The organism is Nocardioides sp. TF02-7 (genome assembly GCF_022437945.1).
GTDB lineage: Bacteria > Actinomycetota > Actinomycetes > Propionibacteriales > Nocardioidaceae > Nocardioides.
On the sequence record NZ_CP092535.1, the window covers coordinates 2,248,727 to 2,262,140 of the forward strand.

Annotated in this window: 9 protein-coding genes and 3 pseudogenes; all 12 read left to right on the forward strand. The window is 73.2% G+C overall.

The annotated features are described in order from the left end of the window. The first annotated feature begins 567 nt into the window (after positions 1-567). The 12 genes and pseudogenes from MF408_RS11535 (at position 568) to MF408_RS11590 (ending at position 12,998) form a co-directional block, all read left to right on the forward strand. On the forward strand, positions 568-1,005 hold the full coding sequence (locus tag MF408_RS11535; protein WP_240251468.1) for a hypothetical protein: 438 nt from the start codon (positions 568-570) through the stop codon (positions 1,003-1,005). Positions 1,006-1,230: 225 nt separating this feature from the next. Continuing rightward, positions 1,231-2,289, forward strand: coding sequence for a histidinol-phosphate transaminase (hisC, locus tag MF408_RS11540; RefSeq protein WP_240251469.1), 1,059 nt, complete (start codon positions 1,231-1,233; stop codon positions 2,287-2,289). 43 nt (positions 2,290-2,332) lie between these two features. Continuing rightward, positions 2,333-3,361: a DUF2510 domain-containing protein gene (locus MF408_RS11545; RefSeq protein ID WP_240251470.1), complete on the forward strand. Its 1,029-nt coding sequence runs from the start codon at positions 2,333-2,335 to the stop codon at positions 3,359-3,361. Positions 3,362-3,465: 104 nt separating this feature from the next. Then, entirely contained in the window at positions 3,466-3,888 is a 423-nt protein-coding gene (locus tag MF408_RS11550) for a DUF2510 domain-containing protein (protein ID WP_240251471.1), read from the forward strand. A 26-nt stretch (positions 3,889-3,914) separates the two neighbouring features. Continuing rightward, positions 3,915-4,388, forward strand: a complete 474-nt coding sequence (locus MF408_RS11555; protein ID WP_240251472.1) for a hypothetical protein — start codon at positions 3,915-3,917, stop codon at positions 4,386-4,388. A gap of 46 nt (positions 4,389-4,434) precedes the next feature. Continuing rightward, positions 4,435-5,364 carry a hypothetical protein gene (locus tag MF408_RS11560; protein WP_240251473.1) on the forward strand — a complete coding sequence of 310 codons (930 nt, stop codon included), beginning with the start codon at positions 4,435-4,437 and terminating at the stop codon, positions 5,362-5,364. Positions 5,365-5,422: 58 nt separating this feature from the next. Then, positions 5,423-6,265, forward strand: coding sequence for a hypothetical protein (locus MF408_RS11565; protein ID WP_240251474.1), 843 nt, complete (start codon positions 5,423-5,425; stop codon positions 6,263-6,265). Between the two features lie 29 nt (positions 6,266-6,294). Then, a pseudogene (locus MF408_RS11570) lies at positions 6,295-7,264 on the forward strand (glutathione S-transferase C-terminal domain-containing protein). Between the two features lie 91 nt (positions 7,265-7,355). After that, positions 7,356-8,190 (forward strand): annotated as a pseudogene (locus MF408_RS11575) (cation diffusion facilitator family transporter). Positions 8,191-8,397: 207 nt separating this feature from the next. After that, positions 8,398-10,773, forward strand: a pseudogene (locus MF408_RS11580) (PA14 domain-containing protein); the annotation flags it as partial. Positions 10,774-11,893: 1,120 nt separating this feature from the next. Further along, positions 11,894-12,349, forward strand: a complete 456-nt coding sequence (locus MF408_RS11585) for a family 16 glycoside hydrolase (protein WP_275693411.1) — start codon at positions 11,894-11,896, stop codon at positions 12,347-12,349. Continuing rightward, on the forward strand, positions 12,231-12,998 hold the full coding sequence (locus tag MF408_RS11590; protein ID WP_275693412.1) for an Ig-like domain repeat protein: 768 nt from the start codon (positions 12,231-12,233) through the stop codon (positions 12,996-12,998). Before MF408_RS11585 ends, MF408_RS11590 begins: the two co-directional genes overlap by 119 nt. The last annotated feature ends 416 nt before the right edge of the window (positions 12,999-13,414 follow it).

Consider the following 13,414-nt stretch of genomic DNA (forward strand, 5'->3'; position numbering starts at 1 on the left):
CAGAGTGTCAGACAATCTCGGGACGTCGAAGGGGAGGGTCCGTGCTGAGCTGGGGACGTCACTACGCGGTGGTCGAGCCGTCGCAGTTCCGGATCGCGTACGCGATCAACCCCTACATGGACCCGGCGGTCCAGCCCGATCGCGGCCGCGCGACCGCGCAGTGGCGGGCGATGGTCGATGCGCTCCGCGCCGCCGGGGCGGCGGTCGACGTGATCCCGGCGCGCGCCGACAGCCCCGACATGGTCTACGCGATGAACCTCGGACTGGCGGTGCGCCGGCCCGGGTGGCAGGGCCCGGGCCGGCGCTCCGTCGTCCTGTCGCACATGCGGTACGCCGAGCGCCGGGCGGAGACCCAGGGGGCCCGGCGGTGGTTCGAGACGCACGGGTTCGCGGCGACGTACGTCGGCCGTGACGGCGTCGGCGCCCACTTCGAGGCCGGCGACGCCTTCCCGTGGGCGGGCGAGCTGGTGGTGGGCTACGGGCCGCGCACGGAGGAGCTCGCGCTCAAGCACCTGGCAGCCGACCTCGGCGCGCAGGTGCGGGGGCCTGCGGATCACCCACCCCGGGATGTACCACCTCGACCTGGCCTTCTGCCCGCTCGACGAGCGGCGGGCGATCGTCTGCCCGGGCGCGTTCGACGCCGAGTCGGCGCAGACGCTGCTCGACCTGGTCCCCGAGCCGCTGGTCGTGACCGAGGACGAGGCGGTCACGACCCTGTGCGCCAACTCCGTCGTCGTCGGCCGCACGGTCGTCATGCCCGGTTGCCCGTCGCACGTGCGGACCCAGCTGGAGCGGTGGGGCTTCGAGGTCGTCGTGGTCGACGTCGCGGAGTTCCACCTCGGCGGCGGCTCGGTGCGGTGCCTGACCAATCCCCTCGACATCACGCTCGGCCGCGACCTCGAACCGGTGACCGGCGGTCGGGTGGTGCTGCCGCCGGTGGGGGGTTGGCTGAGCGGGAGGGTGAGGTTTGGTCCCAAACCGCAGGTCGGCGGCTCGGGAGGGTGAGGTTTGGTCCCAAACCGCAGGTCGGCGGCTCGGGAGGGTGAGGTTTGGTCCCAAACCGCAGGTGGGCGGCCCGGATGGGTGAGGTTTGGTCCCAAACCGCAGGTCGCCGACCCGGAAACGTGAGGTTTGGTCCCAAACCGCAAGCCGCCGACCCGGAAACGTGAGGTTTGGTCCCAAACCGCAGCCCCCGCACCCCCCGCGACCCCACCCCCTAGGCTGCAGCCCATGGTCGAGCCGCTTCCCCATGTGCGTGAGATCCCGCCGTACGTCCCGGGGAAGCCGCCGGCGCCGCGGCCGGGTGTGACGGTCTTCAAGCTGTCGTCGAACGAGAACCCGTACCCGCCGTTGCCCGGGGTGGTCGAGGCGGCGGAGCGGGCGGTGGCGCAGATGAACCGCTACCCCGACATGGGCTGTGCCGACCTCTACGACGCGCTGGCCGAGCGGCTCGGGTTCCCGGTCGAGCAGATCGCGGCGGCGACGGGGTCGGTGGCGCTGATCTACCACCTGCTGACGGCCTACTGCGGGCCCGGCGACGAGGTGGTCCACGCCTGGCGGTCGTTCGAGGCGTACCCGATCGCGGTCACCGCTGCCGGCGCCACCGGGGTGACGGTGCCGGTGACCGAGGACGGTCGGCACGACCTGCCCGCGATGCGGGCGGCGATCACCGAGCGGACGCGGGTGCTGATGCTGTGCACCCCCAACAACCCGACCGGGCCGGCGCTGCGGCACAGCGAGGTCGCGGAGCTCGTCGCCTCGGTGCCCGAGCACGTGCTGGTGGTCCTCGACGAGGCCTACCACGAGTTCGTGCGGATGGACGACGCCCTCGACGCGCCGGCCCTGCTGCGGCGGCACCCCAACGTGGTGCTGTTCCGCACGTTGTCGAAGGCGTACGGCCTCGCCGGGCTGCGGGTCGGGTACGCCGTCGCCGCGCCGGAGGTCGCCGGTGCCCTGCGCGCCGTCTCGTTGCCGTTCGGCGTGTCCGCCGTGGCGCAGGCCGCGGCCGTGGCGTCGCTGGCGGCGGAGGACGAGCTGATGAAGCGCGTCGAGGCGCTGGTCGCCGAGCGTGACCGGGTGGTCGCCGGCATCGCCGACGCGGGCTGGAGCGTGCCGGAGCCGCAGGGCAACTTCGTCTGGTTCGCCACCGGCGAGCGGACGCCGGCGTTCGTCGCCGCCGCCGAGGAGGCCGGCCTGACCGTGCGGCCGTTCGCGGGCGAGGGCGTGCGGGTCACCATCGGCGAGCCGGAGGCCAACGACCGGCTGGTCGCGCTGCTCCGAGACCTCTGAGCCACTACCTTGTGTCCCTAAGCCCGCCCCGCCGAGGATGAAGTTGTCCGGCACCACGCCCCACCAGCCCGGCTGGTACCCCGACCAGAACGGCGTCGTCCGGTGGTTCGACGGCTCGTCCTGGACCGACCACGTGCAGACGGGAGCCGGGTCGCCCGAGGAGCCGACCCGGGCGCCGGGTGCCGACCCCGGGCCCCCGACCGCGCCGCTCGCCCAGCAGGGGCCGGGGCAGTACGGCGGCGGGCAGCAGCAGCCGTACGGCGCGGTGCCGCCCCCGCCGCCCTACCCCGGCGCACCGGGCGCCCCCGGTGGGCCGGGCGCCGGCGCGCCGGGCACCCCCGGCGGTCCGCCGCCGTGGCAGCCCGGCCAGCCGGGTCAGCCGGGTCAGCCGTGGCAGCCGCCGGCGGGCGGCGGCAACCGCAAGGGGCTGCTCGTCGTCCTGGCCGTCGTTGGTGCCGTGGTGCTCATCGCGCTGGTCGCGGTCGGCGCCTGGGCCCTCACGCGCGACGACGGTGACGACGGCGGTGGCGGCAGCGGGAGCGACAGCTCGCTGCCGGACGAGACGCCCGAGGAGGTCGCCGAGCAGTTCTTCGAGGCCACCAACGCGCAGGACTGCGACGCCGCTCTCGAGCTGGTGACCGACCGGGTGCTCGAGGAGGAGGGCGACTGCGACTTCGGTGAGGAGATGCCGCCGGACCTCGACTACGAGGTCCAGGAGGCCGAGATCGACGAGGACGAGGAGACGGCGCGGGTGCCGGTCGACGTCAGCGTCGTCGGCACGACGTCCACCGTCGTCCTGCAGATGGTCGTCGAGGACGACCGGTGGAAGATCGACGACGTCGCGGACGAGGACGACGGCGCCCAGCCGAGCGCGGAGTCCTCGCCGCTCGACCCCACGAGCGTGGTGCCTCCCACCGACCTCCCGACCGACATCCCGACGGACTTCCCCACCGACTTCCCGACCGACCTCACCGACCTGCCGTCGTTCCCGACCGACTTCCCCACCGATCCCGAGGACTGGGAGAGCTGGGCCTCCGACTACGTCAGCAGCCTGCTGAGCCCCAGTCCCTGACGACCCGCTCCCGGATCGGTGTTTGCCGGGCGCCGTCGCGTGCGATGATTCCGGCGCTTGCCGCCTGACCCGGCGGCCCGAGAACCCCGAGGAACGGAGCGCCCATGTCCACGACCCCTCCCGGCTGGTACCCCGACGGCCAGGGCGGCCAGCGCTGGTGGGACGGCAACCAGTGGACCGAGCACACCCAGCCGGCGCCGGGCGGCTCGCCCGCGGCGCCGTCCGGGCCCTCCGCCCCGGGTGTCCCGGGTGCCGACCTGCCGACGCAGGTCGCCCCCAACCGCGCGGCGGACTACCCCGCCCAGCCCCAGCAGTCGCCGTACGGCGCCCCGGGCGCCGGCCAGCCGGGCCAGCCCCATCAGCCCGGCCAGCCCGGCCAGCCGCCGTTCGGGCAGCAGGGCCAGTCGCCCTACGGCCAGCCCGGTCAGCCCGGTCAGCCTGGTCAGCCGCCGTTCGGCGGCGGCGGATATCCCGGTCACCCCGGCCAGCCCGGCGGTAGCGGCGGCAGCGGCGGCAAGGGAAGCTGATCGCCCTCCTCGGCGGCGGCGCCGCGGTGCTGCTGGTCGTGCTGCTCCTCATCGGTGCGTTCGTGTGGCCGGGGTTCCTCGGAGGCGGCAGCCCGGAGGACGTCGCGCAGGACTACCTCGACGCGTCGGCCGACGGCGACTACGAGGAGGTGTGCGACCTCGCCTCGGAGAAGAGCCTGGAGGAGGACTTCGAGGAGTACGACGTCGACAACTGCGGCGACTACTTCGACGCGCTCGAGGAGGACTCCGACTCCGGCTTCGACCGTGACGAGCTCGAGCAACTGCAGGAGGACTTCGACGTCAGCCACGAGCTCGGCGACGTCGACGAGAAGGAGGAGACCGCGGTCGTGTCGTTCACCCAGACCGTCGAGTACACCGGTGACGACGAGTCGATCGCCGAGGCCTTCGGCGACTCCGAGGAGAGCGAGGGCGAGGTCCACCTCGTCAAGGAGGACGGCGACTGGAAGGTCGACCTCGACAAGACGACGGACGCCTTCTGACGGCCCGGACCGGCCGGCACGCCACGTCGACTCCGGACGACGCCCGGTGACCCGCTCGGCGCTGGCGGCGTTGGCGGTCGTGCTGGCGACGCTGCTGGTGCCGGCGGCGGTCACGGCGTCCTGGCTGTCGCTGCGGGTCGAGGACACCGACGCCTACGTCGACACCGTCGCGCCACTGGCCGACGACCCGGTGCTGCGCCGCGAGCTCGGCGACCGGGTCACCGAGGCGGCGGTCGGCCGGCTGCGGTCGGCGGTCCCGCCCGGGCTCGCCGGCTCCCTGGAGGCGATGGTCCGTTCGACCACCGCGTCGGTGGTCGAGAGCCCCGCCTTCCCGGAGTTCTGGCGGCAGGCGAACGCCGACGTGCACGAGCAGTTCCTCGCCGTCGTGCACGAGCGCCCTGACACCGACACGGACATCGACACCGACACCGACACCGCCGACACCGGCGGCTGGGTGACCGTGGACCTGCGCCCGCTGGTCGAGCAGGTGCTCCGCACCTATGCCGCCGACAACGGCCTTCCCGAGGGCCTGGTGCGTGCTCCGGAGCTGCGGGTGCCCGTGCTGCCGGAGTCGAGGCTGGTCGAGGCGCGGGGCGGCTACCGGGCGCTGGAGGGCCTGGCGTTCTGGCTGCCGCTCGGCTGGGCCGCCCTGGTCGCCCTCGCCGTGGTCGTCGCCCGTGGGATGCGCGGTCGGCTCCGCACGGCAGCGGCCGCGGCGGCCGGCGCGGCGCTGGGCGCCGCGCTGCTGCTGCCGCTCACCGACGTCGGCGCCGACCTGGTCGTCGACCGGGCGGGCGCCGACCAGCGCGACCTGGTGCGGCTCGTCGTGGAGGTCGTGGCGGGCACGCTCGACGACACCGCGCGCTGGGTCGCGGTCGGAGGCGGGGTGACGGCCGCCGTCCTCCTGGTCGTCTCGCTGGTCGTCCCCGCCCGTGGCGGCCGGCGCAGCCGGCCGGCTGAGAACTTTCATCCCTAGGGCGGGTTTCCGCGCAATCCCGGTTTGCGACGGGCCGCCCGGACCTACGCTCACCTCCGTGAGCGACCAGTACCCCCGTCCCGGCCAGCCCGGGGAGCAGCCCCCGACCCAGATCGCCGGTGGCGGCGTGCCGCCCCAGCCGGGGCAGCCCCCGCAGCAGCCGGGCTACCCCCAGCAGGGTGGCTATCCGCAGCAGCCGGGCTACCCGCAGCAGGGCGGCTACCCCCAGCAGGGTGGCTACCCGCAGCAGGGCGGCGCGCCGTACGGCGGGGGCTCGGGCGGCGGCTTCCCGCCGCCTGGTGCGGGTGGTCCGGGTGGTCCCGGGTTCCCCGCCCCGCCGACCGGTGGTGGCGGGAAGCGCACCGGGGTGGTCGTCGGCGTGCTGCTCGCCGTGCTCGCGATCGTCGTGGGCGCGGTGGTGGTCACCGGCCTGGTGACCGACTGGTTCGGGCTGGCCGACGAGGACCCGAAGACCAAGCGGACCGTGACCGCGACGGTCACCGCGTCGCCGACGGAGCCCGACGCGCCCGAGGACCCGCCGGAGGACACCCCGGACGACACCCCCGACGTGGACGCGCCGACGGAGGACCCGACGATCACCGCGCAGGCGTTCTTCAGCTCGATCATCTCCAGCGACTGCCTGGCCCTCGAGGGCCTGTCGACCCCCGAGTTCTTCGCGCGCGAGTTCGGCGACCAGGCCGGCTGCGAGGAGGCGGCGGGCCTGCCCTCGATGACCGAGGTCACCTACGACTTCGAGGAGCCGATCGTCGGCGAGGGCCGCGCCGACGTGGCGGCCGTCGTCACCAACACCGAGACCGGTGCGGGTGGCACCGCCACCTGGGAGCTGGTCGCCTCCGGCGACACCTGGCTGGTCGACGGGTTCACCTTCCTCGAGAGCTAGGCCGTCCCGGCCGACCGTAGGCTGGGCCCATGGGCGAGACGGGCGGCAAGCAGGGGACCTACGTCACCGAGGGCAAGTCCTTCGAGCGGGACATGAACTACGTCCCCGACCGGATCACCAAGGACGGTCGCCGACCCGAGCACGGCCCGGTCGCGGGCGAGCTGTGGCCGGTCGAGCCCGGCCGCTACCGGCTGGTCGCGGCCAAGGCCTGCCCCCTGGGCCAACCGCGCGATCATCGTGCGCGGCCTGCTCGGGCTCGAGGACGTCATCTCCCTCGGCCTGTGCGGGCCCACGCACGACGAGCGCAGCTGGACGTTCGACCTCGATCCCGGCGGCAAGGACCCCGTGCTCGGGATGGAGCGGCTGCAGGAGGCCTACTTCCGGCGGTTCCCCGGCTACCCGCGGGGGATCACCGTCCCCGCCGTCGTCGAGGTCGCCACCGGCAAGCTGGTGACCAATGACTTCCCGTGGATCACCCACGACTTCTTCCACGAGTGGCGCGAGTTCCACCGCCCCGACGCCCCCGACCTGTGGCCGGCCGACCTCCGCGAGGAGATGGAGGAGGTGATGGAGCGGGTCTTCACCGAGGTCAACAACGGCGTCTACCGGTGCGGGTTCGCCGGCTCGCAGCGCGCCTACGACCGGTCCTACGACCGGCTGTTCGCGGCGCTGGACTGGCTCGAGGAGCGGCTCGCCGACCGGCGCTACCTGATGGGTGACCGGCTCACCGAGGCCGACGTCCGGCTGTTCACGACGCTGGCCCGCTTCGACGCCGTCTACCACGGCCACTTCAAGTGCAACCGGCAGAAGCTCACCGAGCTGCCGAACCTGTGGGCCTACGCCCGCGACCTCTACCAGACGCCCGGGTTCGGAGAGACGATCGACTTCGACCAGATCAAGGCGCACTACTACGTCGTGCACGCCGACATCAACCCGACCCGGATCGTCCCGAAGGGCCCGGACCCGGCCGCCTGGGACGAGCCGCACGGCCGGGGGTAGCGGCGTGGGTGCCGGCCACGGGCACGGGCACGGGGCGGCCCGCTCGGCCGACCGGCGCCGGCTGCGCTGGGTGCTGGTCGTCACCGGCACCGTGCTGGTCGTCGAGGTCGTCGGGTGGTGGGTGACCGGCTCGCTCGCGCTGCTCGCCGACGCCGGCCACATGGCGACCGACGCGGGCGCGGTGGTGCTCGCGCTGAGCGCGTCGTACGTCGCGTCCCGGCCGGGCGGCGCCCGGTCGACGTTCGGCAACCACCGCGTCGAGGTCGTCGCCGCGCTCGCGAACGGGGTCGTGCTGCTCGGCGTGTGCGGCTACCTCGCGGTCGCCGGGGTCCGCCGGCTCGCCGAGCCGGGGACGGTCGACGGGCGCGCGATGGTCGGGTTCGCCGTCGTCGGCTTGCTGGCCAACGCCGTGTCGCTCGTGCTGCTCTCGCGGGGGCGACACCTCCTCGCTCAACCTGCGCGGCGCGCTCAACGAGGTGTTCGCCGACCTGCTCGGGTCGGTGCTCGCCGTGGCCGCGGGCGCGGTGATCTGGGTGTGGGGCTGGGAGCGGGCGGACGCGGTCGCCTCGCTGGTGATCGCCGCCATGGTGGTGCCCCGCGCGCTGCTGCTCGTGCGCGACGCCGGCCGGGTGCTGCTCGAGCACGCGCCCGCCGAGCTCGACCTCGACGACGTGCGCCACCACCTCTCGCACGCCCCGGGCGTCGTGGGCGTGCACGACCTGCACGCGTGGACGATCACCAGCGGCCTGACCAGCCTCTCCGCGCACGTGACCGTCGAGGACGCGGTGCTCGCCGAGCGCGGGGTCGGCGCCGTCCTCGACGCGCTCGGCGACTGCGTGGCCACGCACTTCGACGTCCGGCACACCACCTTCCAGGTCGAGCCGGAGAGCCACCTGGCCCACGAGGACCTCGGCGAGATGCACTGACCCGGTTGTCCAGGTGCACGAACCGAGTCCAGCATGTGAACACTTTTGACGAGGACTCGACAAAAGTCGGCGACTTGGCGACACAATCGCCTCCGGTGTGACACGCGTCACCCGTCGGAAGGAGTCCCGATGTCCCGAGGTCGTTCCCGCCACAAGATCGGCATGGTCGGTGTTCTCGCCGCCGCCCTGGGAGGCACCGCCCTGGCGATGGTCGGCGCGGCACCGGCCACGGCGGCGGTGCCGCCGGGCGACGAGCCGGGCGTCACCCAGCGCGTCTTCCAGGTGCCCTACGACCTCGAGGCGCTGTGCGTCCTCAAGGCCGGTCAGACGCCCAACGTCGACGTGCTGAAGCCGACGATCGACTGGAGCACGGCGGCGGACTTCGGCGGCTTCGAGGACAAGTTCATCAGCCAGGCGCTGGCCAACCTCAGCATCGAGCAGGGCGGCACCTACGAGTTCCGCCTGATCAGCGACGACGGCTCCCGGCTCTCGATCGACGGCGAGGTCGTCATCGACCACGACGGCCTGCACGGCGCCGACCCCAAGGACGGCACGGTCGACCTCACCGCCGGCGTCCACGAGCTGTTCGTCGAGCACTTCGAGGCGGGCGGCGGCCAGCAGCTCACGCTGCAGTGGAGGAAGCCGGGCGACGCGGCGTTCAGCCTGGTCCCCACCAGCGTGCTCTCGACCGAGGCCGACGTCACCCGGGTCGTCGCGCCCGGCAACAAGGAGTGCGAGGGCGAGCTCGACTCGCCCGGCGACGGCCTCCAGCTCGACGCCGTCAACCCGGCGTACGACCTCACCGACCTGCGGCCCGCCGGCTTCGAGCCGCAGGTGACCGGTCTCGCCTGGGAGGGCGAGGACCTGCTAGTCCTCACCTGGGGCGGCACCGGCGACCCCGTCGACCAGACCGCGACCGGCGAGCTCTACCGGCTCTCCGGCGTCCAGGAGGCCGAGAGCCCCGACGACGTGACGGTCACCCGGCTCACCGGTGACCTCCGGGAGCCGATGGGCGTGCTCGCCGTCGACACCGACGGCAACGACGAGACCGAGATCTACATCTCCGAGAAGGACCAGCTGACCCGGCTCGTCGACGGCAACGGCGACGGCGACTACCTCGACTACACGGGCGACGGCCCCGACCAGCAGGAGGCCGTCGCCACCTGGCCTTACGGCGGGAACTTCCACGAGTTCGCGTTCGGCCTGCTCTACCGCGACGGCAAGTTCCTGCTCAACCTGTCCGTCGCCATCGACTACGGCGGCAACACGACCAACCCGCAGCCGGCCGAGGACCGCGGCACCCATGTGACCGTCGACCCCGAGACCGGTCAGGTCGACTACGTCGCGGGCGGCCTGCGCACCCCCAACGGGCTGACCTTCGGCCCCGAGGGCGACGTCTTCATCACCGACAACCAGGGCGGCTGGCTCCCGGCGTCCAAGCTGGTGCACGTCAAGCCGGGCCGGTTCTTCAACCACTACACCAACCCGGCCGGCCCGTTCGACGACGAGCCGGTCACCAAGCCGGTGCTGTGGCTGCCGCAGAACGAGATCGCCAACTCGCCGAGCACCCCGGTGATGATCCCGGACGGCCCGTTCCAGGGGCAGCTGTGGATCAGCGACGTCACCTACGGCGGCATCCAGCGCGCCTTCCTCGAGAAGGTCGACGGCGAGTACCAGGGCGCGGTGTTCCGGATGACCCAGGGCCTCGAGGCCGGCGTCAACCGGCTCCTGCTCGGCCCCGACGGCTCCATCTACGCGGGCGGCCTCGGCGCCGGCGGCAACTGGGGCCAGGCCGGCAAGCTCAGCCACGGCCTGCAGAAGCTGACGCCCAACGGGTCGACGACGTTCGAGATGAAGTCGATGGAGGTCGTCGAGGGCGGCTTCGAGGTCACCTACACCGAGCCGCTCTCGGAGGAGACGCTCACCGACCTCGCCGACAAGTACGTCGTCAAGCAGTGGGGCTACCGCCCGACCGTCCAGTACGGCGGCCCGAAGATCGGCGAGGAGACGCTCGACGTCACCTCGGCCACGGCCTCCGAGGACGGCACGACGGTCACCCTGCAGATCGACGGCCTGCGCCCGGACCGCGTCGTCCACCTCCGCTCGCCGCGGCCGTTCTCCTCCGAGGCCGGGGAGACGCTGTGGAGCACCGAGGCGTGGTACACGCTCAACAGCTACCCCGGCTACGTCCCGCCGCCGGCCCCCGACGGCCTCTACGAGCTGGAGGACCAGGAGCTGCTCGGCGGCGCCAACCCGCAGACCGAGCACGCCGGCTACAGCGGCAGCGCCTACGTCGGCGGGTTCCAGGACCCGGGCGCGGGCGTGCGGACCCGGGTGACCGTCGAGTCCGGCGGCACCTTCGACCTGAGCCTGCGCTACACCAACGGCCCGCACCCGTTCCAGGGCCCGAAGACCGTCACCCTCGAGGTCAACGGCGAGAGCGAGCAGATCACGCTGCCGTCGACGACCACGTGGCAGAACTACTCGACGTTCCGGCACACGGTCGAGCTCGAGGCCGGGGAGAACGTCGTCGAGATCCGCCACGACGAGGGCGACGACGGCAACGTCAACCTCGACTTCCTCAAGCTGGTGCCCCAGGACGGCCTCCGCTACGAGGCGGAGGACGGGACGCTGGCCGGCGGCGCCAACGTGCAGACCGAGCACGCCGGGTTCTCCGGCGCCGGCTACGTCGGCGGCTACGAGAACGAGGGCGCGAGCACCGAGCTCACCGTCCACGCCTCGGCGGGCGGGGGAGCACCCGGTCGAGCTCGGCTACGCCAACGGCCCGCACCCGGCGCCCGGCCCCAAGACCATCACGCTCGAGGTCAACGGGTCCGCGCGGCAGATCACCCTGCCCAGCACCGGGGAGTGGAACCAGTACGGCACCTGGACCGGCACCGTGCCGCTCCAGGTCGGCGAGAACGAGGTCGTCCTCCGGCACGGCCCCGAGGACCACGGCAACGTCAACCTCGACTACCTCGACGTCGGGCTCCCCGAGCCGGTGGAGTGCGACGACGAGGTCGACCCGAACGACACCTTCGACGGCGAGCGGCTCGACCCGTGCCGGTGGACGACGGTCCTCAACGAGGACGCCGGCGGCTACCGCCTCGCGGACGGCCAGCTCGAGATCGACGCCCAGCCCGGCGACCTGAGCGGCGCCACCACGACCGCCAAGAACGTCGTGCTGCAGCCGGCGCCCGCGGGCGGCCGCTGGATGGCCGAGACCACGGTCTCGATCGACGGCACCGACGACTACCTCCAGGGCGGCCTGGTGGTGTGGGGCGACAACGCCCACTACGGCAAGGCGGTCGTGATGCGCACGCCGCAGGGCGAGTGGAAGGTCGAGCTGGCGAAGGTGACCGGCGGCAACCTCGCCTACGTCAACTCGGCGGCGCTGCCGGCCGACGCCCAGAAGGACATCCGGCTGCGGATGTGGGCCGACGAGGGTCAGCTGCGTGGCGCGTACTCGCTCGACGACGGCGAGACCTGGACCGAGGTCGGCCAGGGCTACGGCCTCAACGGCCTCTCGACCCCGCTGATCGGCGTCTCCGCCTACAACGGCGCCGGCACCGAGACCGCGCGGTTCGACGACTTCAGCGTCGCGGAGCCGCCCGAGCAGCCGGAGACCTGCGATCCGGAAGCGCCGGACCCGGGCTACGAGATGCTGTTCGACGGCACCCGGGCCAGCCTCGCGGACTGGGAGATGGCCGAGGGCGGCTCGTTCGCCCGCCAGGACGACTGCTCCATCAAGTCGGTGGGCGCGTTCGGCCTGCTCTGGCACACCGAGCCGATCGACCACGACTACTCGCTCAAGCTCGACTGGATGATGCCCGGTGACGACAACTCCGGTGTCTTCGTGGGCTTCCCCGACCCGCAGGGCTCCGCGTGGAGCGCCGTGGACCACGGGCACGAGATCCAGATCGACCCGAGCGACGACGCGGACAGCACCACCGGCGCGATCTACAACTTCCAGGCCGCCGACGCCGAGGCCCGCGACGCGGTGCTCCGGCCGGCGGGGGGAGTGGAACAGCTACGAGATCGTGGTCGAGGGCGACCGGATCCGCGTCTACCTCAATGGGACGCTGATCAACGACTACACCGACACCGACCCCAACCGGATGAACCTGCCCTCCCACGTGGGCCTGCAGACCCACGGTGACGGCGACGACGTGTTCTTCCGCAACGTCCAGATCCGCAACCTCGAGGAGCCGCTGCCGGAGCCGGTCGAGCCGACCGTCTCCGTGCGCTCCAAGCCGGGTGCGCTGCGGATCGGCCAGAAGGGCACGGTGACGGTGACGGTGCAGGCCGACGGGGCGGACCCGACGGGCGAGGTCATCCTCCGGTCCGGCGGCACCGTGCTCGGCACCGAGTCGCTCGCCGGCGGCCGCGCGACGTTCGCGGTCGGCCCGTTCCGGTCGGCCGGGGCGCGCACGCTGACGGCGTCGTACGCCGGCGACGACGAGGTGGCCGCGGGCCAGGCGACGTACCGGCTCCGCGTGCACCGGCCGGTGCTGCGGCTGAAGGGCAACCGGGCCGACGCCGACCGCTCGCGCAAGCGGGCCGCGGTGCGGGTCACCTGCCGCCCGGCAGGGATCCGCTGCCAGGGCACGGTCCAGCTCCGGGACGGCCGCAAGGTCCTCGGCACCGGCCGGGTCTCCGTCGCCGGTGGGCGCACGGCCACGGTGCGGGTCGCCCTCACGCCGAAGGCCCGCAAGGTCCTCCGCCAGCAGGCGCGCGACCGGGTGACCCTCGTCGTCCGGCTCGCCGGCGGCGGCACCACGAAGACGGGAGTGGTGCTCACCCGGTAGGGACCGCGGATTGGCCCCACGACGCCGGGGCGATACCTTGGGGCCCACCCTGACCGTTGTGGTCCGGATCACGCTGCGCCACCCCTGCGGCCGTCGGACCACGCCGACCCCGACAACCGGACCTGCGGCAATCCCGCGTCCCCGGTGGCAAGGAGTGGTTTCCCATGAGCGACCCCGGCGTCGTCCCCCCGTCCCCCGACTTCGGACCCGACCTGGCCGACGTGTTCGGCCCGGCGCACGCCGACGGCCGACCCGAGCTGGTGCAGCTGCTCACCCCGAGGGCGAGCGGGTGCACCACCCGGAGTTCGACTTCGAGCCCGACCCCGAGCAGCTGCGCGGGCTTCTTCCGCGACATGGTGCTCGTCCGCCGGCTCGACGTGGAGGCCACCGCGCTCCAGCGGCACGGCGAGCTCGGC

Coding starts and splice junctions, on each gene's coding strand:
- MF408_RS11535 (WP_240251468.1), top strand. CDS start 568: ATGTACCACCTCGACCTGGCCTTCTGCCCGCTCGACGAGCGGCGGGCG.
- hisC (WP_240251469.1), top strand. CDS start 1,231: ATGGTCGAGCCGCTTCCCCATGTGCGTGAGATCCCGCCGTACGTCCCG.
- MF408_RS11550 (WP_240251471.1), top strand. CDS start 3,466: ATGTCCACGACCCCTCCCGGCTGGTACCCCGACGGCCAGGGCGGCCAG.
- MF408_RS11585 (WP_275693411.1), top strand. CDS start 11,894: ATGGCCGAGGGCGGCTCGTTCGCCCGCCAGGACGACTGCTCCATCAAG.